General features: G+C 60.0%; 25 protein-coding genes and 1 tRNA gene. 12 read left to right on the top strand and 14 right to left on the bottom strand.

Annotated features, from left to right (window positions below; translation table 11 throughout):
* Positions 1-2: 2 nt before the first annotated feature.
* Positions 3-2,327 (bottom strand): xanthine dehydrogenase molybdopterin binding subunit, encoded by a 2,325-nt coding sequence (xdhB, locus tag TL5118_RS01995; protein WP_058243237.1) that lies wholly within the window; start codon positions 2,325-2,327, stop codon positions 3-5.
* Between the two features lie 14 nt (positions 2,328-2,341).
* Positions 2,342-3,802, bottom strand: coding sequence for a xanthine dehydrogenase small subunit (gene xdhA, locus TL5118_RS01990; protein WP_058243238.1), 1,461 nt, complete (start codon positions 3,800-3,802; stop codon positions 2,342-2,344).
* A 246-nt stretch (positions 3,803-4,048) separates the two neighbouring features.
* Here xdhA and TL5118_RS01985 point away from each other — a divergent pair, with 246 nt between their 5' ends.
* Together TL5118_RS01985 and TL5118_RS01980 are read left to right on the top strand one after the other, a co-directional pair.
* Positions 4,049-4,957, top strand: coding sequence for a LysR family transcriptional regulator (locus tag TL5118_RS01985; protein ID WP_058243239.1), 909 nt, complete (start codon positions 4,049-4,051; stop codon positions 4,955-4,957).
* 76 nt (positions 4,958-5,033) lie between these two features.
* Positions 5,034-5,948 (top strand): LysR family transcriptional regulator, encoded by a 915-nt coding sequence (locus TL5118_RS01980; protein ID WP_058243240.1) that lies wholly within the window; start codon positions 5,034-5,036, stop codon positions 5,946-5,948.
* Positions 5,949-6,011: 63 nt separating this feature from the next.
* Here the strand turns inward: TL5118_RS01980 and bhcD are convergent, their stop codons facing one another.
* The 4 genes from bhcD to bhcA all read right to left on the bottom strand — a co-directional run bounded on the left by bhcD (position 6,012) and on the right by bhcA (position 10,405).
* Positions 6,012-6,977, bottom strand: coding sequence for an iminosuccinate reductase BhcD (gene bhcD / locus TL5118_RS01975; RefSeq protein WP_058243241.1), 966 nt, complete (start codon positions 6,975-6,977; stop codon positions 6,012-6,014).
* A gap of 85 nt (positions 6,978-7,062) precedes the next feature.
* Entirely contained in the window at positions 7,063-8,226 is a 1,164-nt protein-coding gene (gene bhcC, locus TL5118_RS01970; RefSeq protein ID WP_058243242.1) for a 3-hydroxy-D-aspartate aldolase BhcC, read from the bottom strand.
* A gap of 20 nt (positions 8,227-8,246) precedes the next feature.
* Positions 8,247-9,215 carry a beta-hydroxyaspartate dehydratase BhcB gene (bhcB, locus tag TL5118_RS01965; RefSeq protein WP_058243243.1) on the bottom strand — a complete coding sequence of 323 codons (969 nt, stop codon included), beginning with the start codon at positions 9,213-9,215 and terminating at the stop codon, positions 8,247-8,249.
* Positions 9,215-10,405 carry an L-aspartate--glyoxylate aminotransferase BhcA gene (bhcA, locus tag TL5118_RS01960; protein WP_058243244.1) on the bottom strand — a complete coding sequence of 397 codons (1,191 nt, stop codon included), beginning with the start codon at positions 10,403-10,405 and terminating at the stop codon, positions 9,215-9,217. Before bhcA ends, bhcB begins: the two co-directional genes overlap by 1 nt.
* Before the next feature lie 196 nt (positions 10,406-10,601).
* Between bhcA and bhcR the strand changes: the two genes are divergently transcribed.
* A complete protein-coding gene (gene bhcR / locus TL5118_RS01955; protein WP_058243245.1) occupies positions 10,602-11,438 on the top strand; it encodes an HTH-type transcriptional regulator BhcR in 837 nt (278 codons plus the stop codon).
* On the opposite strand, the gene TL5118_RS01950 is transcribed toward bhcR, so the two are convergent.
* The 7 genes from TL5118_RS01950 to TL5118_RS01920 form a co-directional block, all read right to left on the bottom strand.
* On the bottom strand, positions 11,435-12,757 hold the full coding sequence (locus TL5118_RS01950; protein ID WP_058243246.1) for an MFS transporter: 1,323 nt from the start codon (positions 12,755-12,757) through the stop codon (positions 11,435-11,437). The genes bhcR and TL5118_RS01950 overlap by 4 nt on opposite strands.
* A 9-nt stretch (positions 12,758-12,766) precedes the next feature.
* A complete protein-coding gene (locus tag TL5118_RS01945; protein WP_058243247.1) occupies positions 12,767-13,027 on the bottom strand; it encodes a metal-sensing transcriptional repressor in 261 nt (86 codons plus the stop codon).
* Positions 13,028-13,292: 265 nt separating this feature from the next.
* Entirely contained in the window at positions 13,293-13,835 is a 543-nt protein-coding gene (locus tag TL5118_RS21780; protein WP_082626251.1) for an SH3 domain-containing protein, read from the bottom strand.
* A 247-nt stretch (positions 13,836-14,082) separates the two neighbouring features.
* Positions 14,083-14,159, bottom strand: a tRNA-Arg gene (locus TL5118_RS01935).
* A 142-nt stretch (positions 14,160-14,301) separates the two neighbouring features.
* Positions 14,302-14,946 (bottom strand): alpha/beta family hydrolase, encoded by a 645-nt coding sequence (locus tag TL5118_RS01930; protein WP_058243249.1) that lies wholly within the window; start codon positions 14,944-14,946, stop codon positions 14,302-14,304.
* Between the two features lie 6 nt (positions 14,947-14,952).
* Positions 14,953-15,873 carry an MYG1 family protein gene (locus TL5118_RS01925; RefSeq protein WP_058243250.1) on the bottom strand — a complete coding sequence of 307 codons (921 nt, stop codon included), beginning with the start codon at positions 15,871-15,873 and terminating at the stop codon, positions 14,953-14,955.
* An 87-nt stretch (positions 15,874-15,960) separates the two neighbouring features.
* Positions 15,961-16,272, bottom strand: coding sequence for an ETC complex I subunit (locus tag TL5118_RS01920; protein ID WP_058243251.1), 312 nt, complete (start codon positions 16,270-16,272; stop codon positions 15,961-15,963).
* A 154-nt stretch (positions 16,273-16,426) separates the two neighbouring features.
* Between TL5118_RS01920 and TL5118_RS01915 the strand changes: the two genes are divergently transcribed.
* Positions 16,427-16,744 (top strand): hypothetical protein, encoded by a 318-nt coding sequence (locus TL5118_RS01915; RefSeq protein ID WP_058243252.1) that lies wholly within the window; start codon positions 16,427-16,429, stop codon positions 16,742-16,744.
* Positions 16,745-17,153: 409 nt separating this feature from the next.
* Positions 17,154-19,352 (top strand): excinuclease ABC subunit UvrB, encoded by a 2,199-nt coding sequence (gene uvrB / locus TL5118_RS01910; protein WP_058243253.1) that lies wholly within the window; start codon positions 17,154-17,156, stop codon positions 19,350-19,352.
* A gap of 12 nt (positions 19,353-19,364) precedes the next feature.
* Here uvrB and TL5118_RS01905 read toward each other — a convergent pair whose 3' ends face one another.
* On the bottom strand, positions 19,365-20,222 hold the full coding sequence (locus tag TL5118_RS01905) for a hypothetical protein (RefSeq protein ID WP_058243254.1): 858 nt from the start codon (positions 20,220-20,222) through the stop codon (positions 19,365-19,367).
* 180 nt (positions 20,223-20,402) lie between these two features.
* On the opposite strand from TL5118_RS01905, the gene TL5118_RS01900 reads away from it, so the two are divergent.
* The 7 genes from TL5118_RS01900 to TL5118_RS01870 all read left to right on the top strand — a co-directional run bounded on the left by TL5118_RS01900 (position 20,403) and on the right by TL5118_RS01870 (position 24,715).
* Positions 20,403-20,711, top strand: a complete 309-nt coding sequence (locus TL5118_RS01900; RefSeq protein WP_058243255.1) for a hypothetical protein — start codon at positions 20,403-20,405, stop codon at positions 20,709-20,711.
* Positions 20,712-20,828: 117 nt separating this feature from the next.
* Positions 20,829-21,284, top strand: a complete 456-nt coding sequence (locus TL5118_RS01895; RefSeq protein WP_058243256.1) for a universal stress protein — start codon at positions 20,829-20,831, stop codon at positions 21,282-21,284.
* A 64-nt stretch (positions 21,285-21,348) separates the two neighbouring features.
* Complete coding sequence (locus TL5118_RS01890) at positions 21,349-21,867, top strand: ClbS/DfsB family four-helix bundle protein (protein ID WP_058243257.1); 519 nt, start codon at positions 21,349-21,351, stop codon at positions 21,865-21,867.
* Positions 21,868-21,943: 76 nt separating this feature from the next.
* On the top strand, positions 21,944-22,507 hold the full coding sequence (locus tag TL5118_RS01885) for a NifU family protein (RefSeq protein WP_058243258.1): 564 nt from the start codon (positions 21,944-21,946) through the stop codon (positions 22,505-22,507).
* Complete coding sequence (tsaB, locus tag TL5118_RS01880) at positions 22,497-23,105, top strand: tRNA (adenosine(37)-N6)-threonylcarbamoyltransferase complex dimerization subunit type 1 TsaB (protein ID WP_058243259.1); 609 nt, start codon at positions 22,497-22,499, stop codon at positions 23,103-23,105. Before TL5118_RS01885 ends, tsaB begins: the two co-directional genes overlap by 11 nt.
* A gap of 20 nt (positions 23,106-23,125) precedes the next feature.
* Positions 23,126-23,536, top strand: a complete 411-nt coding sequence (locus tag TL5118_RS01875) for a GNAT family N-acetyltransferase (protein ID WP_058243260.1) — start codon at positions 23,126-23,128, stop codon at positions 23,534-23,536.
* Positions 23,537-23,710: 174 nt separating this feature from the next.
* Positions 23,711-24,715, top strand: coding sequence for a BMP family lipoprotein (locus TL5118_RS01870; RefSeq protein WP_058243261.1), 1,005 nt, complete (start codon positions 23,711-23,713; stop codon positions 24,713-24,715).
* The last annotated feature ends 30 nt before the right edge of the window (positions 24,716-24,745 follow it).

The raw sequence follows: 24,745 nt of genomic DNA, 5'->3' as shown, positions 1-24,745 counted from the left end.
CTTCAGCCCCCGGCCTTCAGGCGTTCACAGGCCATCAGCACACGTTCAGGCGTAGCCGGCGCATCCAGACGCGGGCACTCACGATAGTTATTGACCGAAGCCACCGCCATCGACAGCGCCTCAAAGACCGAGATACCCAGCATAAAGGGCGGCTCACCCACGGCCTTGGACCGTTTGATGGTGCGTTCCTTGTTCACCGACCATTCCGCCAGTTCCACGTTAAACTCACGCGGGCGGTCGCTGGCCAGCGGGATCTTATAGGTCGAGGGTGCGTGGGTCCGCAGACGCCCCGCATCATCCCACCACAGCTCTTCCGTGGTCAGCCAGCCCATCCCCTGAACAAAGGCGCCTTCGACCTGGCCTTTATCAAGGATCGGGTTCAGCGAACGGCCCACATCATGCAGGATATCGGTGCGATCCACGGTGTATTCCCCGGTCAGCGTGTCGATCGACACCTCAGAACAGGAGGCACCATAAGCGTAGTAGAAGAACGGACGCCCCTTACCGGCCGCGCGGTCCCAGTGGATCTTGGGTGTTTTATAAAAACCCGCCGCAGACAGGTGCACACGGGCCATATAGGCTTCTTTCACCAGCGTGTTGAACGGCACCATCTCTTCGCCGATCTGCACCGTGTTGGGCAGGAATTTCACCTGATCTTCCGGCACGCCACGCGATTCAGCGGCGAAGGCCACCAGCCGCGCTTTGATCTGCTCAGCCCCGTCCAAAGCGGCCATGCCGTTCAGGTCAGACCCCGACGATGCCGCCGTGGCCGAGGTGTTCGGCACTTTCTCAGTGGTGGTTTTGGTGATCTTCACCCGGTCGAAATCCACCTGGAACGCATCGGCCACGATCTGTGCGATCTTGGTGTTGAGGCCCTGCCCCATCTCCGTGCCGCCATGGTTCAGATGGATTGAGCCATCATTGTAGATGTGGATCAGCGATCCAGCCTGATTGTACCAGGTCGCCGTGAAAGAGATGCCAAATTTCACCGGTGTCAACGCAATGCCTTTGCGGATCACACCACCTTTGGCGTTGTGCTCCAGCACGGCCTGGCGGCGCGCCTGATAGTCGGCGTTTTCTTCCAACTCTTCCACCACGCGGTGGATGATGTTGTCTTCGACGGTCTGGTGATACGGCGTCAGGTTGCGGCCATCGGTTTCGTCGCCGTAGAAGTTCGCCTTGCGCACCTCCAGCGGGTCTTTGCCCAGTTTATAGGCGATCTCTTCGATCATCCGTTCGGCCGCCACAACACCCTGCGGACCACCAAAGCCACGGAAGGCGGTGTTGGACACGGTGTTGGTTTTCAGCGGTTCACTTTTCAGACGCACATTGGGGTAGAAATAGGCGTTATCGGCGTGGAACAGCGCCCGATCCGTCACCGGCCCCGACAGGTCCGAGGTATAGCCGCAGCGCGCTGCAAACACGCCGTCCACCGCAGTGATCTTGCCCTGATCGTCAAAGCCAACATCATAGTCGACCACAAAGTCATGCCGCTTGCCGGTGGCGGTCATATCCTGATCGCGATCGGGGCGGATTTTACAGGGGCGGTTCCATTTTTTGGCCGCCAGCGCGGCAACCGCGCAGAACAGGTTCATCTGGCTTTCTTTGCCACCAAAACCGCCGCCCATCCGACGCACATTGATGGTCACCGCATTGGACGGCACGCCCAGAACATGGGCCACCATATGCTGCGCTTCGCTTGGATGCTGGGTGGAGCTGGTGACAACAACATCGTCATCCTCGCCGGGCACAGCAAAGGCGATGTGGCCTTCCAGATACATGTGATCCTGACCGCCGATTTCCATCCGGCCGGTGATGCGATGGGGCGCTTCTGCCATTGCAGGCGCGACCTCACCCCGTTCCAGTTTCAGCGGATCGGTGACAAGGGCGCCCCCCGCTGCACGCGCCGCCAGAGGGTCCAGCGCCAGCGGCAGTTCTTCATATTCAACCTTGGCCAACTCCGCTGCGCGCCGTGCCGCATCGCGGCTGTCGGCAACCACGGCAAAGATCGGGTGGCCGTGAAACTCAACCTTCTCCGTCGGGAAAACGGGCTCATCGTTTTTACCGGTTGGGCTGACATCATTGTGACCGGGAATATCCTCGGCGGTCAGAATCCCGATGACCCCCGGTGCGGCGGCAACAGCGCTCAGATCCATCGACAGGATCCGGCCATGCGCTACCGTGGACGTGCCCAGATAGGCATGCATGGTGCCCACAGGTTCTGCGATATCATCGCAATATTCGGCGCGGCCGGTCACATGTTTGATCGCGCTGTCGTGCTGACGATCGGTGCTGACAAGGCCCTTGAGTGCGGTTTGATGTTCCATGATCGCGCCTCCCTTCACGCCGTCAGGCGGACCGGTTGATCGGTCGCCTCATCATGTTCCAGGAAGAAGCGGCGCAACAGGTTCTGTGCCGACAGCATACGATAATCGGAGGACGCACGCCAATCTGTGAGCGGTGCGAAGTCTGCGCCAACCGCCTTGGCAGCCGCGTCAAAGCTGGCTTCCGCGAAGGGCTGGCCCACCAGTGCGGCCTCCGCTGCAGCGGCCCGTTTCGGGGTTGCAGCCATGCCGCCAAAGGCGATGCGCGCGGCGCTGATCTGGCCGCCCTCAACGGTGACCGAAATACCCACTGCCACGGCCGAGATATCCTCATCCCGGCGTTTGGAGATCTTATAGGCCGCGTTGATCTGCGACTTGCCCGGCAGCGGGATTTGTACGCTTTCCAGGAACTCACCTTCGCCAAGGTCCTGTTTACCGTAATCGATGAAATAGTCCTCCAGCGGCACGGTCCGGCGGTCAGCGCCGCGCCGCAGGGTGACGGTCGCGCCCAGCGCGATCAGAACGGGCGGCGTATCCCCGATGGGCGAGCCGTTGGCGATGTTTCCGCCGACCGTGCCCATGTTCCGCACCTGCCAGCCGGCAATGCGGTTCCAGTATTCCAGCAGGAAGGGGAAATGCGCCTTCACCATCGGCAGGAAGTCCGAATAGCTGACGCCTGCACCCAGGGTGATGCCCTCTTCGGTCATCTCGATCTGTTTCAGCGCATCGATCTGATTGATGTGGATCGCCGGGCTGATCGGACGCAGGAACTTGGTCACCCAGAGGCCCACATCCGTGGCACCCGCCACAATTGTGGCTTTTGGGTTTTCGACCAGAACCGTGGCAAAATCATCCAGATCCGCCGGCACAATCGCCTGATTGTCCGCCGGGCCCGTCACCACACGGGCGCCATCCTGCAGATCCTGCAACTGTGCCACGATGCCTGTGCGGGTTTCATTCAGATAATCCGCCGACGGGGTGCCATATTGGCTGACAGCCACGGCCGCTTTGATGATCGGCTCATAGCCGGTGCAACGGCAAAGGTTGCCCTGCAGCGCCACCTCAACCTGCGCCGGGGTCGGCTCGGGCTGTTCCATCCACAGCGCATAAAGGGACATCACGATGCCCGGGGTGCAGAACCCGCATTGCGCGCCGTGAAATTCCACCATGGCCTGTTGCACCGGATGCAGTCCGCCATCGGCACCACGGATGTGTTCAATCGTCACCACGTGGCAGCCATCCAATGAGGCCAGGAAGCGGATGCAGGCGTTGACCGCCTCATACTTCAGCCCACCATCGTTCAGCCGGCCAACCAGAACCGTACAGGCGCCGCAATCGCCCTCGGCGCAGCCTTCTTTGGTGCCGGTGAGGCGCTGATCAATGCGCAGAAAATCCAACAGGGTTTGGGATGCTGTGACCGAGGGCACGGTCACCGGCCGCCCGTTCAACAGAAACCGAATGTCGCTGCGCAAGTTCATCTCGTCCTCCAACTGCGTGGCCACCCGTTTGTCTGCATTCAGTGCTGATCCAGTCACGGGCGCGGTATTTGCAGTAAAAATACCATTCCAAACTATCAATGAATATGACGCTATCCGCTAAATACTTTCTACATTTCGTTGATAATGCTACTCTGCCCAGATCTTGAGCGATCCGCTAAAAGGCCGCGCAGGACGTCAATGCACATTGGCCCAGAGCCGGCCCACACTCAGGATGACATAGCCCCAATGCCTTATATTGAAAGCCTCCAGGTCTTTGTTCGTGTTGTGGAATTGGGTTCGATCACCTCAGGGGGGCGGGATCTGCGCTTGACACCGGCTGTGGCCTCTAAACGCATCAAGGAGCTTGAGGCCCACCTGGGCGTGCGCCTGTTTAACCGTACCACCCGGTCGATCATCCCAACCGAGGTGGGTCAGCGTTTCTATGAGGAGGCCAAGAAAGTCCTCGATTCGCTGGAAGCAGCCGAAGCGGTGGTGGCCAACTTTTCCGACCGGCCCCGCGGTGTAATCCGGGTGACCGCGCCCCTGGGCGTCGGGCGACGGATCATCGCGCCTTTGGTGCCGGAATTTGTCAAAGCCTACCCTGAGACCGAGGTGCAGATGCGCCTGTCGGACCGGGCTGTGGATCTGATGAGCGAACGTCTGGATGTGGCGTTTTTCGTCGGGGTGCCGAAGGATTCCAACCTCAAACTGCGCCGGATCGCCGAGGTAGATCGTGTCTTGGTCGCCGCGCCGGACTACATCGCCGAACATGGCGCACCATCCTCCCCGCAGGATCTGCTGAAAAACCACAATTGCCTGCTGCTGCGATATCCGCGTTCGCCTGAATACTTCTGGCAACTGCAAACCGCATCTGGCCTGCGCAAGCTTGAGGTGTCAGGCAAGTTTGACGCGGATGACAGCGATGTTTTGACGGAATGGGCGCTGGCAGGCCACGGCATCGCCAACAAACCCCGTTTCGATATCGCGCAGCATCTTGCCTCAGGGGCGCTGGTGCAGGTGATGGAGGATACGCCGCCCTCACCCTCGATCTTCGGTTGTCTCTATCCGCACCGGAAACTGCAGGACCCGAAAGTCCGCGCGTTTGTGGATTTCATGACCGAACGCGGTCAGCGCGCTGTTGTGACCCCCAGCTAATCGGCTGGCCGCGCCCTAGATTTTCAGCTAGAAACGAATAAGAGCGCGACACTTTCATCAAAAACCGGACAATCCTATGGCCTATCTCGACAATATCCGCACGTTTGTTCGGGTCTATGAGCTGGGCAATATGTCCGCCGCGGCGCGTGACCTCAGGGTGTCGGCCGCCGTCGCCTCCAGCCGGATTTCCCAGCTTGAGGATCATCTGGGCGTGCGCCTGTTTCACCGCACGACCCGCACCCTGACCCCGACCGAACAGGGCAAGACCTTCTACAGCGGGGCCAGCAAAATCCTGGAAGCCGTTGAGGAAGCCGAGGCCGATATTTCCGACATCACCGACAGCCCGCGCGGTACACTCTACGTGGCGGCGCCGCTGGGGGTCGGGCAACGGTTCATCGCGCCGGCTGTCCCTGCTTTCAAGGCCGAATATCCGCAGATCAACATTCGCCTGCGTCTGTCAGACCGCAAACTGGATCTGGCGGCTGAGGGGTTGGATGCGGCGTTTTTCCTGGGCCTTCCCGAAGACAGCAACCTGCGCATTCGCAAGATCACCGATTGCCCCCGCGTCCTCTGTGCCGCGCCCAGCTATCTGGACCGGATGGGCGCCCCGCAACACAGCGATGAGTTGCGCACCGACGCCCATGACTGCCTGAACCTGCGCTACCCCGGCGCACCTGAATTTCAATGGCCGCTGGAAGGACCGAACGGTGTGCAACGTGTGCCTGTCACCGGCCCGTTTGAAACCGACCATGGTGAGGTGCTGACCCAATGGGCCCTGGGTGGTCATGGCATTGTGATGAAACCCGTTTTTGAGATTGCCGAACATCTGTCCGCCGGCCGTCTTGAGGTTGTTCTGCCAGACGAACCACCGGTGCCAATTCAATTGGCCTGCCTCTATATGCACCGCCGCCGGCAGGACCCAAAGGCGCGGTTGTTCATCGATTTCATGGTGGATCACATCCAATCTGAAATGGCCCAGCTGCCGCTGTAACAGAAAAGCCCCGGCACGTTCTGACGCACCGGGGCTTCCCTGTTCTCTTCGGCAATGCGGCGATCAGAAGTCCACTTCGATCGCGGTGCCTTTTTCGATCGCCAGCTCCACCACACGGGCGGCGACCGCCAGATCCTGCAGGCCAACGCCGGTGCCATCAAACAGGGTCACTTCTCTGTCCGAAGCCCGCCCACCATGGGTGCCGTTGATAACCGCGCCCAGCTGGGTGATTTGATCCGCCGTGAGCGAACCATTCGCTACCGCATGTTGCGCTTCACCCAGGGTGGTGGATTGCGCAACCTCATCGGTGAAGACCGTGGCACGGGTCAGCAGATCCGCCGCAACCTCTTGTTTGCCAATGGTATCGGTGCCCATGCAGGCGACATGGGTGCCATCGCTGATATGCTCCGACAGGACAATCGGATCAAAGGAGGAGGTGATGGTGATCACGACATCGGCCTCTTTCAAACCGGGCAGGTCCACCGCTTCAAACGGCAGCCCGGCCTCAGCCGCGACCTTTTCCAGATTGGGCAGCATTTCGGGGTGCAGGTTCCAGCCGATTACCTTTTCAAAGCTGCGCTGCTCCAAGGCAGCCCGCAGTTGGAACGTTGCCTGATGCCCTGCCCCAACCATGCCGATGACCTTGGCATCTTCGCGTGCCAGATGTTTGATCGAAACAGAAGACGCCGCCGCAGTGCGCAACGCGGTCAACAAGTTGCCGCCCACCATCGCCGAGACCTTGCCGGTGTCCGGATCGAACAGAAACACGGTGGACTGGTGATTGATCAGCCCGCGTTTTTCCAGATTGTGCGGCCAGTAGCCGCCTGCCTTCAGACCCAGGGTCGAACCGGCGCGGTCAAAGCCACCCTTGAAGCCATAAAGCGCCTCTTCATGGCCCAGCGCCTCGCGGATGACCGGGAAGTTATAGGCGTCTTCGGCCGCCATCGCAGCAAAGACTTTTTCCACCGCGTCAAAGGCGGCGGCGCGGGTCATCAGATCCGCGATGTCACGTTCAGGAACGATATGCATTTGTTTTCCTTACGAGTTTGATCCCAAAAAGAACTGGCAGAGCCTATGATGGAAGGGACATGAAGCTCTGCCAGCGAGGGGGGGATCAGTAGGCCTTGCCGCGTGCGGAGACGGGCCAGAGGGTTTCAACCTTGCCGTTGCGCACACCGACATACCAGTCATGGACATTGGCGGTCGGATCACAGTGGCCGGGCACAAGGCGTAGCTTTTCCCCCACGGCCAGCTTGCCGTCAGGATCGGCGACAACACCGTGTTCGTCCGAGCATTTCACGTATTCCACATCATCACGGCCAAAGATCACCGGCAGACCGCTATCCACCGACTGGGCCTTCAGACCTGCATCCACAATGGCCTTATCCGCCTTCGCGTGGCTCATCACCTGGGTCAGAATGAAGAAAGCGTTTTCCCATTCACCCTGATCAATGCGCTTGCCGTCCTTGTCGAGGATCCGACCGTAATCCGCATCCATGAAGGCGTAGGATCCACACTGCAACTCGTTGTAAACGCCCGAGTTGCTTTCGAAGTAGTACGACCCGGTGCCGCCGCCCGAAACCAACTCGCACTCAATGCCTGCAGTTTTCAGCCCTTCGACTGCGTCCTGAACCTGCGCGATGGCAACGTCCAGCTTGGCTTTGCGGTCCTCATAGCTGTCCATGTGCTGCATCGCGCCTTGGTAGGCCTGGATGCCGGTGAACTTCAGCCCTTCGGCCGCGTCCACGGCCTGCGCGATTTCCACCACAGCCTCGGTGGTGGTCACACCACAGCGGCCCGCGCCACAGTCAATCTCAACAAACACCTCCAATTGGGTGCCGTGCTTCTGCGCCGCCGCCGACAGCTCTGCCACATTGGCCAAGTCGTCAACACAGACGATGATCCGGCTGCCCAGCGTCGGCAACTGCGCCAGCCGATCGATTTTCATCGGGTCCCGCACCTGGTTGGACACCAGCACATCCTTGATGCCACCACGTACGAACACCTCAGCCTCGGAAACCTTCTGACAGCAGACACCAACCGCGCCGCCCAGACGTTCCTGCAGCTTGGCCACATCCACCGATTTGTGCATCTTGCCATGCACGCGGTGGCGCATCCCATGCGCCGCCGCATAGTCGCCCATCTTTTTGATATTGCGCTCCAGCGCGTCCAGGTCCAGCACCAGCGCCGGGGTCTGAATATCGGCCTCATCCATGCCCGGCAGCGCCGGAACGTCATAGCCCACGATCATTTTCGACAGATCAGTTTGCACGTTCATTTTCCTTTTCCCCTTATACTTTAGCCGTTCAGCCAGGGCAGTTTGTCAAGATCGACATTGCCGCCGGTGACGATCAGACCAACGCGCTTGCCGGCGAAGGCCTCTTTGTTTTTCAGAATGCAGGCCAGCGGCACCGCCGAGGACGGCTCCATCACGATCCGCAGGTGTTTCCAGATCAGCTTCATCGCATCGATGATTTCCTGTTCGGAAGCGGTGTAGATCTCGCTGACGTGGTTCGAGACGAAGTGCCAGGTCAAATCCTTCAGCGGCACCAGCAACCCGTCGGCGATGGTTTTCGGCGCGTCATCCGCAATGATGTGGCCCGCCTTGAAGCTGCGGTAGGCGTCATCTGCCTGCTCGGGCTCGACCGCGATCACCTGGGTTTCCGGCGCCAGCGTTGCCAGCGTCAGACAGGTGCCGGAAATCATGCCGCCGCCGCCAATCGGGGCGACAACCGCGTCCAGACCATCAACCTGCTCCACAAACTCGCGCGAACAGGTGCCCTGCCCGGCAATCACCCGCGGGTCATTGTAGGGATGCACAAAATCGCCACCGGTTTCCGCCTGCACCTCGGCAAAGGTCGCTTCGCGGGATGAGGTCGAGGGCTCACATTCGGTGATGATGCCACCATAGCGGCGCACGGTGTCTTTCTTGGCCTGCGGCGCGGTGCGCGGCATGACCACGTTGCAGGGAATGCCCCGCTTCATCGCCGCATAGCTGAGGCAGGAGGCATGGTTGCCAGAACTGTGCGTTGCCACACCCTTGGCGGCCTGCGCCTCATCCAGCCCAAAGACCGCATTGGAGGCCCCGCGCACCTTGAAAGCGCCCGGTTCCTGAAAGTTTTCGCATTTGAAGAACAGCTGCGCGCCGCTCAGTTCATTGAGGAAATCCGACGTCCGCACCGGTGTGCGCCGGATGTAGGGCCGGATCCGCGCATGTGCGTCCAGCATGTCCTCATAGGTCGGGATATACATCGCGTTGTCCTTCATCACGCCGCCGCCTTGGCCGGTGCGGCATCCTGATTGCGGTAGTAATCCTGTGCAGCAGCAACGCCTGAGCCCAGCGTGATATCCAGACCCAGATCGACCATGCACATTTCCGCAGTGGCGATACCCGAGAGCGCCATGACATCCGTCAGGCTACCCAGATGACCGATGCGGAAGACCTTGCCCGCGACCTCACCCAGACCAACCCCGAAGGCGACACCGTATTTTTCAGCCGCAAGGGTCACAATATCGGTGGCGTTGAACCCCTCAGGGGTGCGGATGGCGCTGACACTGTCCGAATAGACATCTGGCGAAGCGGCGCAGAGGTCCAGCCCCCAGGCGCCCACCGCGGCGCGAACGCCCGAAGCAATGCGATTGTGACGGGCAAAGACGTTTTCCAACCCTTCGCCCAGCAGCATATCACAGCTGAGTTTCAGCCCGTTCAGCAGGCCAACGGCTGGGGTGTAGGGGTAAGCATTGTTGGCATAGCCCGCCGCCATGTCGCGCACGTCAAAGAAGGTGCGCGGCAGTTTGGCGGTTTCAATCACCTCCATCGCCTTGGGTGAGAAGCCAACAATGGCCAGACCGGCGGGCAGCATGAAGCCTTTCTGCGATCCGGTCACCGCAACATCCACGCCCCATTCCTCCATGCGGAAATCCATCGACGCGATGGAGCTGACGCCATCCACAAACAACAGCGCCGGGTGGCCCGCCGCATCCAGCGCACGGCGCACCGCCGCAATGTCGGATTTCACGCCGGTGGCGGTTTCATTGTGGGTGGCCAGAACGGCTTGGATTTCGTGGTTTGTATCGGCTGTCAGGATCTCTTCGTAGCGATCCGCCGGCAGGCCTTCGCCCCACGGGGTTTCTACAATGGTGACATCCAGATCGTGGCGCTGGCACATGTCGATCCAGCGATGGCTGAACATGCCGTTGCGGGCCGCAAGGATCTTGTCACCTGCGCTCAGCGTGTTGGTCAGGGCGGTTTCCCACCCACCGGTGCCGGAGGCCGGGAAAATGAAAACCTCGGCCGATTTTGATTTCAGCACCTGTTTCACACCGGCAATTGCGGGATGCAGGATCTGGCCAAACAGTGGTGACCGGTGGTCCAGCGTCGGCATATCCACCGCCTTGCGCAGCACCTCAGGCATGTTGGTTGGGCCGGGGATGAATACGGGGTTTTGAAAGCTCATGATCTGCCCTCCTGTGGCGATTAGATCCAGCCTATCCCGGTCAAATGACGGATGAAATTTTTTTGAAAAACGTTTTCAAAAATCTGAAAATATAGGAAAAATCGTTTAAAAACAGTTCTGTTGATTTTTTCATTCAGCAAAAGCTATTTTCAACAAAATGGAAAAACACCTCTACAAAACCACAAAGAGGATGAAAATGAGTGACGAAATCCGCCGCAAAGGCCGGCCCAAAGCCTTCAGCGCAGACCCCAAGGCCAGCACCATTCAGGCGCTGGACCGGGCCTTTGATGTGCTGGATGTCATTGCAGCGCACAGCGGTCTGACCCTGTCTGAAATTGCCACCGCGCTGGATCAATCGCCCGCCACGATGCACCGGGTGCTGGCCACGCTGGAGGCCCGCCAAGTGGTGGAAACCGACCCTGTCCGCCAGACCTGGCATATCGGCGCTGCGGCCTTTCGGTTGGGCTCCGCCTTTCTGCGTCGCTCCTCCGTGGTAGAGAGGGCCCGCCCGGTGATGCGCGCCTTGATGGAGGAAACCGGAGAGACGTCAAATCTGGGGATTGAGCGCAATAGTGAGGTGATGTTCCTCAGCCAGGTCGAAACCCATGAATCGATCCGCGCCTTTTTCCCGCCCGGCACCCTGTCGCCCATGCATGCCTCCGGTATTGGCAAGGCGTTGCTTGCTGCTATGCCCGAAGACGCGGTCAGCAAGCGGTTGCGTCACCTGACGTTGGAACGGTTCACCGACAAAACCATCCTCACCACGGCTGAGCTGCAGGCGGATCTGGTCCAGATCCAACGCCGTGGCTGGGCCTTTGATGATGAGGAAAAGGCACTGGGGATGCGTTGCGTCGCGGCGCCCATCCGCAATCTGCATGGTGAACCTGTCGCGGGCCTGTCCATCTCAGGCCCGGTGCAGCGCCTGCCGCTGGACCGGATTGAGCATATCGGCGCAAGGGTCCGCGCAGCCGCCCAACAATTGTCGCAGGATCTTGGTGCCCCAGACGGGCCAAACGGATCACCCACCGGTTAGAAATGCGTCGCCCAGCGGGGGTGGTCGCCATCAATAACCAGCGCATGACTGTGGCGGTGTCCGCCGCCCTGCAGATGTGGATGGTCGGCTGGCAGATTGTCATGGGTGTGCTCAACTTCAACCGGATCCCCAACCGGCCAGAGCCGCAGCGCAACCACCATGCCCAGCGCCGCCAAAGCCGCCAGCACCAGCAAGGCCGGCTGCAGCCCGAACCGCGCCATCAGCCAACCGGCCAGCGGATAGGTGATCAGCCAACAGGCATGCGACAGGGCAAATTGCGCGGCAAAGACGGCCGGGCGATCCTCCGCATGTGCAGAACGACGTAGCAGCCGCCCCGACGGTGTCAGCACCGCGGAATAGCCCAGCCCCATAATAGCCCAGGTGATCAACAGCATGGCCCAGCTCAACCCGTTGAGCGCAGTTGTGACGGAAAGCAGCAGTAAGGCCGCCACCATCGCGCCCGCCCCCGTCAACATCACTGGCCTGTCGGCCACCCGCTCCAGCAGGCGCGGCAACAGGAACGCCGCCACCATCGATCCAAAGCCAAAGGCAAACATCGTCCAGGCCAGTGCGGTTTCCGACAGGGCCAAATCTGCGCGCACCAAAACGACCGAGTTCACCAGCACCATTGCGCCCGCGGCCGACACAGCCAGGTTCAACCCCATCAACCCACGCAAACGCGGGGTGGCGAAGAAGATCCGCGCACCCAGCGTGGTGCGTTCATAGACACCCCGTGGGGCCGTGGGTTTGGGGCTGGGGATCATCACCGAAACGATCAACACGGCCGAGGCCAGGAACCCCGCCATCGTGCCAAAAAATAGCGTGTTATAGCTGAGCACCATCAGCACCAACGCAGCCAAGGTTGGGCTGATGATGTTTTCCAGATCATAAGCCAGACGCGACAGTGCCAATCCACGGGTGTAGCGGTCTTCCTCTGGCAGGATATCGGGAATGGTGGCCTGAAACGTCGGTGTAAATCCGGCCGAAGCCGCCTGCAGCAGGAAGATCAGCACATAGACCTGCCAGATCTCACTGACAAAGGGCAAAGCCACCGCAACACCTGCGCGGATCAGATCCAGCGCCACCAGCAGCCTGCGCCGGTTGATCCGATCCGCAAATGCGCCGGCGACCGGCGCGATAGTCACATAGGCCACCATCTTGATGGTGAAGACCGCCCCCAGCACCATCCCCGCCTGATCACCGGCCAGATCATAAGCCAGCAGCCCCAGCGCGACCGAGGCCAACCCGGTGCCCAAAAGCGCAACGATCTGCGCCCCGAACAGATGGCGGAACCGACGGTCTGACAGAATGGAAAACATGGCTGGCCCTTACAAATATCGGGAAATGGCTTTTAACTCGGCGCGCTGTTCCTCCAGCGTGCCCTCTTCCAGACAGTGGTCCATGTGGTCGTGGATCAGGGTCTGTTTGGCGTTGCGCAGAGCGCTTTCCACTGCCTGCAGCTGCTGCGCCACTTCGCGGCAGGGTTTGCCCTCTTCAATCATCCGAATGACCGCCGACAGATGCCCGTTGGCCCTGTTCAGACGGGAAATGATCTTGGGGTGGCTCTCATGTCGATGCGGATGTGTCATGTTGACAACATCCTCCCCCGGAGGATTGGTGTCAATATCCTCCCCCGGGGGTTATTGAGGGCAAGTGTACCGGAAAGGATCCCCCGTCGTGTCACGCAGCGGACCGATCGATTTCAACGCGCGATGCCGCAGGCAGGTCTGCCTGTGGCTGCTCAGTGCTTTGATACTGCTCTGGTCGCTGACCCCAATGGGGACACACCTGCCGTCACAGACAAACCTCATCGCGGCACAGTCCGAAATGATCGCGGATCAATACCAATCAAACCTATTCACAAGCCCAGCCATCTCCATCTCGGTCCAGTCGGTACACATCTGGCCCAATCACGCGAACCGGGCCGCGCACGTAGGCAGGCCCGTTTCCACGCCCGCCTGCGCAATCAACGTCGCTGGCGATGGGAACGCATTTGCCGGAATAGTTTGGATGGCAGATTGATTGCCTGCTTTGCGCGACCACGGGCGGCTTGCTGGCATTACGGGGTGCCGATGGTTGCGTTGCGGAGATATAGCGGGCAGACATCCAGGCAGGGCCTGACGGGCTGCTCAGCTTAGCCCAACCGCCTTCAATTCGGATCACGCCGACACGATCCCCTTTTCGAACCTGATCGATACGTTGATAGGATGTTCCCGGGCCTGTACGAACGTTCACAACATTCCCCGTCACATAGTAGACGTCATAGGCCCGTGACTGCACCGCTTCGGCGGATGGAACGCTCGCCCGCACGGAATGCGACGGCAGGCCGTCACCCCCCAAATGGCCCAGCCCCCAAATGGTGCCAGCAGTCACAAGCCCCCACTTCAAACGTCTCATCAAAAACCAGATTCGTTGCCAAATATGAAACTAGTTAAGATTTGGTTAACGCACAGGTCAAGGCTGTAGCGTTTGAAAATAGACACGCCAAAATAGGCAAGCCAGTTGTGGCTCCTCTTTCACTCTGATGCGCCTCAACAACACCTGAGTTTTGCCTCCCGCTTGCTTCCGTATTGCCTCCAGCAGCAAGAGGACTTCACATTCCGCACACGGAATAATTTACAAGTATTGATATTATTCTGAAATATGGCGATCCCTGAAGGACTCGAACCCTCAACCTGCTGATTAGAAGTCAGCTGCTCTATCCAGTTGAGCTAAGGGACCGCTCTTTGGGCCGGGGGCTGGCGGGGTATCTCGCCCTCTCGGGCCCCTGTGGCACTCGGATCCGTATAGCGGATCGGATTTGAAAGAAAAAGGCCAGCGGCGCCGGTTGTGGCACAAAATCTAACCTGCCGGGAACCGGTGATCAGAGGGTGGGAATCCAGGCCGCGGCGCTTTGGCAGATCTGGTCCAGCTGGCTGGCGTGATCACGGCCGGTGACACGTTTGCGGGGTTTCAGATCATGATCGCCGTCTTCGGCCCAACATATGGAAATCATGGGCGACAGCGCATAATGCGCGACCTCTTCGCGGGTGCCAAAAGGATCGCGGGTGCCATGGCAGATCAGCGTTGGCAGACGCAGGTTGGCCAGATGGGTGGTGCGCAGGTTTTCCGGTTTGCCCTGCGGGTGAAATGGGTAGCCGAAACACAACAAGCCCTGAACCTGCCCCCCGTCACCCAGATCATCCGCGATCAGGCTGGCCACCCGGCCGCCCATGGATTTGCCACCGATGATCAAGGGACCGCCGCCAATTTGGCCCCGCAGGTCTGTGACGGCCTGACGATATTCTTCGCATAGCAGCTCCACCTTGGGCGGCGGGCGTTTTGGCCCGCCACTGCGCCGTGCCGCCATATAGGCAAACTCAAACCGTGCCACGCGCAGCCCGGATGCCGCCAGCCGTTCGGCCAGCATGTTCATCACCGGGTTGTCCATCGCCGCCCCGGCCCCATGCGCCAGTAGCACGGTGGCAGGGGCCTCGATTGACCCGTCAAACAGGAACTCGACCGCCACGGCAGATCACCCAGCCGCCGCCACAGCCAGATCGGCCATGGCGAGGATCGCCGCCCGGCTGTTTGCCACCGCGATAAACAGGCCGTTGTGGCAGAACTGCGCCCCAACCACGCCCGAGGCCTCTTCCAGCGCGGCGCCGGTCAGGCCGGCCCAGGCGGCAGGCAGGTCGGCGCGAGCTTCGAACGTGCCACCGCCTTTGCGGATGGTGGTCAGCGCCCAATCGCCGCCGTCGCGGGGATGGATGACAAAAAGCAGATGATCGGCGCCGGCTTTCTCAACCGCAGAGCGGAACGGCATGCCCATCGAAAGCTCCAGCACCTGTGACGGGCCCGCGGCGGCAATGGCCTCCAACACCATGGCCTCTGCGCGGCATTTGCCCGCTTTTGCCCGCACCGCAGCCTCAACAAAGGCACCGGCAATGGGCAGCGCCGCCATAAAGGCACTTGTGTCCGCCTCGGGGCTGCGATCATCAAAGGCGGGTTTCAGCGTTTCCAGCAGTTGCGGCAGAGTGATATCCGCCAAAGGCCCGGCAACAGACGGATTCACCGCGCCATTGTCCAAGAGGTCCACCGGCAGGACAAAGTTTTGATCGATGGCGCCATGCACCTCCTCCAGATCCGCCTCGGGCACGTCAAGCGCCCGCAGATAATCACGGCCATAGTGGTGCCAGATCAGACCAAAGGAACTGTAGGGATCACCGCTGGGGCGCAGCGGATTGGGGCGCTGGTGGTGGTCAAAAATCCCCGCCTCGGCGTCATAGGCCCGGCCCACATCATAGATCAGCTTGCCTGCGCCCGGTGTCGTCATCGCCGCATCGCGGGTGCGGATCAGCTGGGCGTCAGGAAACAGGCGGGTCAGCACCACCGAGGACAGCAGCTCATCCGCGTGAAAGCCGCCAGAATGGGTGATCAGATGGGTGATGGTCATCGGGCTTCCCCTGCTCAGAAGTAAAACAGGCGGCCCGCTGGCCGCCCTTCTGTCTGCGAGACCCTAAAATGGGCCATATCTCTGCGCTCAGTGTGTCCAGGGACCGCGGCGGTTGGTGGCAAAGTTCTCACCGTAGCCGCCAGCGCGCAGGTTGGGCTTGCGGGTCTGCGGCGTCAGCACAACGGCCTCCAGCCCTTTTTCCTCAGCGTATTCCAATGCGGCTTCTTTGCTGTCGAACTTCAGGCGCACCTGCGTCTGGGTGTCCCCGCTTGAGGTCCAGCCCATCAGCGGATCGATATCGCGGGCCTCAGCCGGTTCGTAGTCCAATACCCACTGACGGGTTTTGGCCATGCCGGACTGCATCGCGTTACGGGCGGGCTGATAGATTCGTGCGCGCATCGGCATCTCCTCTTGTTTGGGCTGTTATCGGGAAACTTACCCCATTTTGCAAGCATCTCCTGACGACCGCCACCCTACTGACAGAAGGCTGTCAGCAGCCCCCTGTTAGGACGGGCCAGTCAATCAAATCAGCATCCCAAAAGGAGACAAACCGATGCAAGACACCACACAGAACCACGTGATGGAAACCGTTCTGTTCAAACTCAAAGACGGCGTGACCACCGATGCCTTCCTCAAAGCCGCCGAAGCCTCCGTTACCTATGTGGAAAACTGCAGCGGTTTCATCTCCCGGCGCCTGTCCGGCGCAGCGGGCACCCAATGGGTTGAAACCATCGAATGGGCTTCACTGGCAGATGCCGAGGCAGCATCTGCAGGGTTGGCCGCAGCCGAGGGGATTGGCGATTTTCTGGCAGCGGTGGATGAGACCAGCGTCGCAATGCATCACACCCAGGTGCAGCTGAGCCTGCGCTGAGCCACATAAAACAAAGGCCCTCACCCGAAATGGGTTTGGGCCACGTTTTATTGAAATGTTCAAAACACTTTAACCAAGAACCCTAACAGGACATTGGCTGCCAGCCAAACCGCAGGGAGCGAGGGGTGGGTGAAGTGCGGTCCACCCGGCAGCCAAGCCTGCCACTTGCCCGGTCACCTTAGTCCGACAGCCTTAAATTGGCAACTTTATTTCAAATGACGCCCGGTAATTTGAAATATTTATAAACCAACAGTAGCACCCTCTGCCACCAGATGCCCGCCAAAGCCGAAGCGCGCGATGGCTTTCAGCGTTTTCCCCATTGCGATTGCCCTTGAACCGGAACAAAAAGAGATCAAATCTGGGGTACCCGCCCGGGACTCAGCCCGAGACTCAGACATGAGAGCCGCACATGCCCTACGCCCATTCGGACAAGACCATGCCGATGATGACCGCCGCAGACGGCGCAGCCAAGACACGCGACAAGCTTGAGGGCGGCAAACGCTTTGTCATGCATACCGAATTTTCGCCCGCTGGCGACCAGCCCACCGCTATTGCGGAACTGTCGGGAGGGATCACTGATGGTGAGCGCGATCAGGTTCTGCTAGGTGCAACCGGCACCGGCAAAACCTTCACCATGGCCAAGGTCATCGAAGAGACCCAGCGCCCCGCCATCATTCTGGCGCCGAACAAAACGCTGGCGGCCCAGCTTTATGGTGAGTTCAAAGGTTTCTTCCCGGAAAACTCGGTCGAGTATTTCGTGTCCTTCTATGACTACTACCAGCCCGAAGCCTATGTGCCGCGCTCGGACACTTATATTGAGAAGGAAAGCCAGATCAACGAACAGATCGACCGGATGCGCCACTCAGCCACCCGGTCCCTGCTGGAACGTGATGATGTGATCATCGTCGCCTCGGTCTCTTGTATCTACGGCATCGGTTCGGTCGAAACCTATTCGGCAATGACACAGGATCTGGTTGCGGGCGAGGAATACGACCAGCGCCAGATCATGGCGGATCTGGTGGCACAGCAATACAAACGCAACGATCAGGCGTTTCAGCGTGGTTCTTTCCGGGTACGCGGCGATGTGCTGGAGATTTTCCCGGCCCACCTTGAAGATCGCGCATGGCGACTGTCCTTCTTTGGGGAAGAGCTGGAAACCATCACTGAATTTGACCCGCTAACCGGGGAAAAGACCGACACGTTCGAAAAGATCCGGGTCTATGCAAACTCGCACTATGTGACGCCCAAACCAACGCTGCAGCAGGCCGTCATTTCGATCAAGAAAGAACTGAAGGAACGGCTGAACCAACTGGTGGATGAGGGCAAGCTGCTGGAGGCACAGCGGCTGGAACAGCGCACCAACTTTGACATCGAAATGCTGGAGGCCACCGGCCACTGCAACGGCATCGAAAACTATTCGCGCTATCTGACGGGACGTGCCCCGGGCGAACCGCCCCCCACCCTGTTTGAGTTCATCCCCGACAACGCCATTGTCTTTGCCGATGAAAGCCACGTCTCCGTGCCGCAAATCGGCGGCATGTATCGCGGTGACCACCGGCGCAAGTTTACGCTGGCCGAACATGGCTTCCGCCTGCCCTCTTGTATGGACAACCGGCCTTTGAAGTTTGAGGAATGGGATGCGATGCGGCCCCAGTCGATCTTCGTTTCGGCCACCCCCGCCGCCTGGGAGATGGAGCAAGCCGGCGGCGTCTTTGCCGAACAGGTGATCCGCCCCACCGGCCTGTTGGACCCTGAGGTGGAAATTCGTCCCGTCGATATGCAGGTGGATGATCTGCTGGATGAAATCCGCCGCGTGACAGCTGGCGGTTACCGGACGCTTGTCACCACGCTGACCAAACGCATGGCCGAGGATCTGACAGAATATCTCCACGAACAGGGCATCAAGGTGCGCTACATGCACAGCGATATCGACACGCTGGAACGGATTGAGATCCTGCGCGACCTGCGGCTTGGCGCCTTCGACGTGCTGATTGGCATCAACCTGCTGCGCGAGGGCCTCGACATCCCGGAATGTGGGCTTGTGGCTATTTTGGATGCCGACAAAGAGGGCTTCCTGCGTTCGGAAACCTCACTCATCCAGACCATTGGCCGGGCGGCACGAAACGCCGATGGCCGGGTTATCATGTATGCGGACAAGATCACCGGCTCGATGGAACGCGCCCTGGCGGAGACCTCGCGCCGCCGCGAAAAGCAGATCGCCTATAACGAACTGCACGGCATCACCCCGGAAACGGTCAAGAAAAACGTCGAGGATGTGCTGGCCGGCCTCTATCAGGGTGACACCGATCAATCCCGCGTCACCGCCAAGATCGACAAGCCGATGCATGGCGCCAATCTTGAGGCCCATCTGGCAGGTCTGCGCGACGAAATGCGCAAAGCCGCCGAAAACCTTGAGTTCGAAGAGGCCGCCCGCCTGCGCGATGAGGTCAAGCGGTTGGAAGCGGTCGATCTGGCCATTGCGGATGATCCGCTGGCGCGGCAATCCGCCGTTGATGCCGCCGTGGAAGAGTCCACCAACAAACGCGGCCGCTCCACCGCCGGCCGCGCCGGCCAGCGTGGCGGCAATGTGAAACGACGGGGCCGCTAGACGCGCGCCCTGTCAACCGTCCTTCGGACAGGTTGAGATCAGCTCCCACCCTTCGGTATTTGCGACATAGGCATCACGGACATATTGAATGTTTTGCTTTTCGACAGTCGTTGTATCCTCTCTAGCTTCAACAGCTGCATGTACTGCGCGCCCCTTTGCTCTGGCGGTGGCCAGAAAGTCCTGCAAAGGTAACGAGGCTGTTGTGGGATTGTAAACGACGCCATAATGCTGGCTGGGCGACAAGGCGACCTGCACAACACCGCCCTTCAAATCCCTTGCAAAATAATCGGCCAGCACCCCCCGCGCCTCACCGGCGGTTTTACATTTTCCCAAACGATATGATGCCATCACAACCACCTGGGGCGCCAACTGCCCCTCCCCCGCTGGCACAACTGTTTCGCTGAGAATGCCCCGTGCTTTTGCGTTGGCCGCTGCGTCATCGCTACGCGCCCGGCAAAGATCCGAAGCGGTCACATCTACAGACGGACGCATATCCAAGTATTTCTGGTGAAGCGTTATAATGTGGCTGGATTTCCCAGATTCCAGCTCAACAAGACCCAGTTCCAGCGCAACATTGCAAGCCCGATGTCTGGCTTCTGAGGTTGTGCCATCAACCATGCGTTCCAAGTGTTTAAAACTCGCCTCGATCAGTTGAAGGCGCGCTTGACCTGCCAGCAAGTCTTGCGAGGCCTTTTCAAGCTTTGCTTTGTTTCCATTAGCGATACCAGCTGATATCCCGCCAGCAACAGTCGCAAAAATCGAGAACACAAGCGACGCCCAGGCAAGCCTGCTCTTACTGGTTGCGGCAGCGTCAGACCGGTCCGAGATCCGCTCAATCGCAGCATTCAAATCATCTTTGGTCAGAGTCATCAGATTCTCCGAAATACAGAAGTAAAAGTGAGTTTTGCAAATAGCAGCAGGTTTGCGCCTCACAGATTGTTTGTCCAGCCGCCTCTTCCCCTCCTTCGCCGCTTGCGTCATACTCGCCGCAACAACAAGGCCAACAAATTCGGGGATCAATCCCCAACGGCCGAACCCTGAGGCACGACCATGAAACGCATTCTCAGCGCCGCCATGCTTGCGGCCTTTGTCGCCCCTGTTGCAGCGCCCGCTTTTGCCGGGCCGATTGAGCGCGCCTGCCTGGCGTCCCCGCGCAAGGAATCCAGCCGCCCACTGTGCAGCTGCATCGGACAGGTGGCCAACCAGATGCTCAGCTCTGCTGATCAGCGCAAAGCCGCCAAGTTCTTCAAAGACCCGCACAGCGCACAAGAGGTCCGGCAATCCGACCGCCGCGCAGATGAACGGTTCTGGGAACGCTATGTCGATTTCGGCTCCACCGCGGCGGCGGTCTGCGGCTGATAATCCAGCGGCGATATGCGAAACTTGCCAGCATCCTATGCTTGCGTCATGATCCGGTCGCAGAGGGTCTGCCAGTGAGCAACCGTTCTGTGGGCGAGCGTTCTGTGGGAGGGAGCGATGCGTAAATTTCTGGTCATTCTGGATGACAGCCGCGAATGCCTGAATGCCATGCGCTTTGCCGCCATGCGCGCAGCCAAAACCGGCGGAGGGGTGGAAATCCTCTCGGTGATTGAGCCTGAAGAGTTCAACCATTGGATTGGTGTCGGTGACATCATGCGCGAAGAGGCCCGGGAACGGATCGAAGTGCATTATGAGGTTTTTGCCAAATGGATGCGCGACCGTCAGGGCATCGACCCCGAATTGGTGATCCGCGAAGGTGAACCTGTGGCGCAGATCTTGGCGCAGATCCAAGATGACCCGGACATTGGCGTTCTGGTGCTGGGCGCGGGCACCGATAAAAAGGGCCCCGGCCCGCTGGTCACCCAGCTGAGCCGTTCGGCCGGCACGCTGCCTATTCCGATCACCATCGTCCCCGGTGATCTGTCCAAGGACCGGCTGGAAGCGATCACCTGATCTGGCGCAAAGACCCGCGGCCAGCCCGCCCCTACGCTATGTCGGCCCCACCGCAGGAGCTGCCATGCCCGCCGCCACCACCAAAACCGATCTTTTGGCGACCACCGAAGCAGAATTCAGCAAGCTGACCCGCCTGCTGGATAGGGTTCCCGTGGCCGCGCAGACACTGCCGGATGCCGGGGCGGAGGGCACAACGCTGAAAGACACCGTCGGTCACCGGGCCCATTGGATTGATCTGTTCCTGGGCTGGTACAAGGCCGGTCCAACCGGCGCGCAGGTCGCCATCCCCGCCCCGGGCTACAAGTGGAATGACCTGAAACGCTACAACGCAGATCTACGCATCGCGCAACAAGACATGACGTGGGATGACGCCCGGGATCTGCTAGAGGCCAACCACAAAAGGCTGCTCACCTTCCTGAACGCGCTATCCGAAACCGACCTCTACGGCGCGCCGATGAAAGGGGGGAACAGCAAGTGGACCACCGGGCGATGGGCCGAAGCTGCCGGGGCGGCCCATTATCGGTCGGCAGCGAAATACATCCGGGCGCGGTTGCGGGCGTTTGAGGCCACGCATTGCGACTAGTTTTAGAACCATTCTAATCCTTGACTCTGACCCTGACGAAGCGCATATCAAGGTCAAGCGATAAGGATTGCACGATATGTTTATTCAGACTGAATCCACCCCGAACCCCGCCACCCTGAAGTTCCTGCCGGGTCAGGCCGTTTTGGGCACCGGCACCGCCGACTTCCCCAGCGCCGATAGCTCGGATGCTTCGCCGCTGGCCAAACGTGTGTTTGCCGTCGCCGGCGTCACCGGCGTGTTCTTTGGCGGCGACTTCATCACCGTCACCAAAGGCGATGATGTCGAGTGGGATCATATCAAACCGGGCATCCTCGGCGCGATCATGGAACACTTCCAGTCTGGCGACCCGGTCATGGCAGGCGACGCCACCGCCGCCTCAGGTCACGCAGAACACACCGGCGAAGATGGTGAGATCGTTGGCCAGATCAAAGAGCTGCTGGACACCCGCGTGCGCCCCGCTGTGGCTCAGGATGGCGGTGACATCACCTTCCACGGTTTTGATCGCGGCGTTGTCTATCTGCACATGCAGGGCGCTTGCGCTGGCTGCCCCTCCTCGACCCTGACGTTGAAAATGGGAATCGAGAACCTGCTGCGCCACTACATCCCCGAAGTGACCGAGGTACGCCCCGTTGCCGTCTGACGCACTGATCCTGGGATTTGACACATCGGCCGCGCATTGCGCGGCCGCTTTGTTGTTGGGTGATCAGGTTCTGGCCCAACATCACGATGAGATGGGCCGGGGTCAGGCAGAACGGCTGATGCCCCTGCTGGAGGAGGTTCTGGCCAGCGCGGGCAAGACCTGGGCGGATCTGGACGCCATTGCTGTGGGCATCGGCCCCGGCAACTTCACCGGCATTCGCATCTCCGTCTCGGCGGCGCGTGGTCTGGCCTTGGGTCTGGGCATTCCGGCGATCGGGGTGAACAGCTTTGAGGCCGTCGACATGTCCGAAGGTTTGGGCGTGGCAGCGGTGCCGGGCCCGCGCGGTCAGGCCTACCTGGCGCCTGCGGACCGGGCGCCCTACCTTGCCTCCGCTGATGAGATCAGCGATATTCTGCAGGATGGGCCGCTCAAAACGCCTCAGGCGGATCAGATCGCGGTTCAAATCGCACAGGTCGCAGCCCAAAAATTGCCCAACGGATCCCACGCCGCGCCTGCGCCTCTCTATATCAAGGCCGCGGATGCTGCGCCACCACGTGATCCGGCGCCGGTCATCTTGCAGAATGATCCCGCCCCATAATCTTACCCAAGCGCCACAACATGACACCTGATGCCCTTGCCCGGACCCATGCCGAGGCTTTCACCGACCAACGTCCTTGGACCGCGGCGGAGTTTGCAAATCTGCTCAGCTCGCCACATGTCTTTGTGGTTGGGGACGCGGATAGCTTTGCACTGGGCCGGGTCATCGCCGGTGAAGCGGAACTGCTGACATTGGCCACTGCCCCTGCCGCACAGGGGCAAGGAAAAGGCCGCGACACCCTGCGCGCCTACCATCAGGCGGCCAGCACCCGCGGCGCACAGGATGGGTTTCTGGAAGTGGCCGAAACCAACCGGGTGGCGATTCGACTGTATCAGAGCGAAGGCTACAGCCAGACAGCGAAACGCACGAATTACTACCGCCTGACCAATGGTCAACGTGTAGCCGCCCTGATCCTGAACCGTCCGTTCTGAGGTCATTTCCTATTGGACAGAGCGTTTTTGACCGGATAGTCAAAGCAGATCATTCAGTTTCCTGTTGACCCTAGGCCGTGGCTGCGGCCTAAATCTGGGTTGGACAGACCTGATCTGCTCACTTGCCGGAGGTTGTAGAAAGCAGCCCCGAGTTTAACAATATGGGAGAGTATTATGACTCTGATGCAGAAGTTCCTTGGCGCTGCCGCCGCCGTTGCCCTGAGCGCGGGCGCCGTGGCCGCTGAGCCCGCCCTGATTTTCGACCTGGGTGGCAAATTCGACAAATCCTTCAACGAAGCAGCGTTCAACGGCGCATCCCGCTGGGCCGAAGAGACCGGCGGCAAGTTCCTGGAAATCGAACTGCAGTCCGAAGCACAGCGTGAGCAGGCGCTGCGTCGTTTCGCCGAAGCGGGCGCAAACCCGGTGATCACCACCGGTTTCGCCTTCGCAACCCCGGTTGAAGCTGTTGCCGGCGACTACCCCGACACCAAATTCGTCAACATCGACGGCTGGATGCCCGAAGTGCCCTCCAACGTTCAGCTGATCGGCTTCCAGGAGCACGAAGGTTCTTATCTGGTTGGAATGATGGCTGCCATGGCGTCGAAGTCCGGCACCGTTGGCTTCATCGGCGGCATGGACATCCCGCTGATCCGTCACTTCGGCTGCGGCTACGCCCAGGGCGCCAAAGCGGTGAACCCCGACATCAAAGTTGTCACCAACATGACCGGCACCACCCCGGCGGCTTGGAACGACCCGGTAAAAGGCTCCGAGCTGACCAAAGCACAGATCGGTCAGGGCGCGGATGTTGTTTACGCAGCAGCAGGCGGCACCGGTGTTGGTGTTCTGCAGACCGCAGCTGACGAAGGCATCCTGTCGATCGGCGTGGACAGCAACCAGAACCACCTGCACTCGGGCAAAGTTCTGACCTCGATGCTGAAGCGCGTTGACGTTGCCGTTTACAACTCGATGAAAGCTGGCGCCGATCTGGAAACCGGTGGTTTCACCATCCTGGGTCTGGCCGAAGAAGGTGTTGGCGTTGCAATGGACGAGCATAACGCCGCCCTGGTCACCGAAGACATGAAAGCTGCCGTGGAAGAAGCCCGCGCCAAAATCATCTCGGGCGACCTGAAGGTTGAAGCCTACTACACCAACGACAGCTGCCCCGTACACCAGTTCTAATCGGCGCCTGTCGCACAGTCATCGGGGGCC

Source organism: Thalassovita autumnalis, from assembly GCF_001458255.1.
Taxonomy (GTDB): domain Bacteria; phylum Pseudomonadota; class Alphaproteobacteria; order Rhodobacterales; family Rhodobacteraceae; genus Thalassobius; species Thalassobius autumnalis.
The sequence above is the reverse complement of the archived record's forward strand: the minus strand, read 5'-3'. Positions and strand labels throughout refer to the sequence as shown.

Bases quoted from the DNA above. Each gene is read 5' to 3' on its own strand.
- bhcR (WP_058243245.1), top strand. From the start codon at position 10,602: ATGAGTGACGAAATCCGCCGCAAAGGCCGGCCCAAAGCCTTCAGCGCA.
- uvrB (WP_058243253.1), top strand. From the start codon at position 17,154: ATGCCCTACGCCCATTCGGACAAGACCATGCCGATGATGACCGCCGCA.
- bhcB (WP_058243243.1), bottom strand. From the start codon at position 9,215: ATGAAGGACAACGCGATGTATATCCCGACCTATGAGGACATGCTGGAC.
- bhcC (WP_058243242.1), bottom strand. From the start codon at position 8,226: ATGAACGTGCAAACTGATCTGTCGAAAATGATCGTGGGCTATGACGTT.
- TL5118_RS01890 (WP_058243257.1), top strand. From the start codon at position 21,349: ATGCCCGCCGCCACCACCAAAACCGATCTTTTGGCGACCACCGAAGCA.
- xdhA (WP_058243238.1), bottom strand. From the start codon at position 3,802: ATGAACTTGCGCAGCGACATTCGGTTTCTGTTGAACGGGCGGCCGGTG.
- TL5118_RS01875 (WP_058243260.1), top strand. From the start codon at position 23,126: ATGACACCTGATGCCCTTGCCCGGACCCATGCCGAGGCTTTCACCGAC.
- xdhB (WP_058243237.1), bottom strand. From the start codon at position 2,327: ATGGAACATCAAACCGCACTCAAGGGCCTTGTCAGCACCGATCGTCAG.
- TL5118_RS01870 (WP_058243261.1), top strand. From the start codon at position 23,711: ATGACTCTGATGCAGAAGTTCCTTGGCGCTGCCGCCGCCGTTGCCCTG.
- bhcA (WP_058243244.1), bottom strand. From the start codon at position 10,405: ATGAGCTTTCAAAACCCCGTATTCATCCCCGGCCCAACCAACATGCCT.
- TL5118_RS01885 (WP_058243258.1), top strand. From the start codon at position 21,944: ATGTTTATTCAGACTGAATCCACCCCGAACCCCGCCACCCTGAAGTTC.
- TL5118_RS01945 (WP_058243247.1), bottom strand. From the start codon at position 13,027: ATGACACATCCGCATCGACATGAGAGCCACCCCAAGATCATTTCCCGT.
- TL5118_RS01980 (WP_058243240.1), top strand. From the start codon at position 5,034: ATGGCCTATCTCGACAATATCCGCACGTTTGTTCGGGTCTATGAGCTG.
- TL5118_RS01915 (WP_058243252.1), top strand. From the start codon at position 16,427: ATGCAAGACACCACACAGAACCACGTGATGGAAACCGTTCTGTTCAAA.
- TL5118_RS01985 (WP_058243239.1), top strand. From the start codon at position 4,049: ATGCCTTATATTGAAAGCCTCCAGGTCTTTGTTCGTGTTGTGGAATTG.
- TL5118_RS01895 (WP_058243256.1), top strand. From the start codon at position 20,829: ATGCGTAAATTTCTGGTCATTCTGGATGACAGCCGCGAATGCCTGAAT.
- TL5118_RS01925 (WP_058243250.1), bottom strand. From the start codon at position 15,873: ATGACCATCACCCATCTGATCACCCATTCTGGCGGCTTTCACGCGGAT.
- TL5118_RS21780 (WP_082626251.1), bottom strand. From the start codon at position 13,835: ATGAGACGTTTGAAGTGGGGGCTTGTGACTGCTGGCACCATTTGGGGG.
- TL5118_RS01950 (WP_058243246.1), bottom strand. From the start codon at position 12,757: ATGTTTTCCATTCTGTCAGACCGTCGGTTCCGCCATCTGTTCGGGGCG.
- TL5118_RS01920 (WP_058243251.1), bottom strand. From the start codon at position 16,272: ATGCGCGCACGAATCTATCAGCCCGCCCGTAACGCGATGCAGTCCGGC.
- TL5118_RS01905 (WP_058243254.1), bottom strand. From the start codon at position 20,222: ATGACTCTGACCAAAGATGATTTGAATGCTGCGATTGAGCGGATCTCG.
- TL5118_RS01900 (WP_058243255.1), top strand. From the start codon at position 20,403: ATGAAACGCATTCTCAGCGCCGCCATGCTTGCGGCCTTTGTCGCCCCT.
- bhcD (WP_058243241.1), bottom strand. From the start codon at position 6,977: ATGCATATCGTTCCTGAACGTGACATCGCGGATCTGATGACCCGCGCC.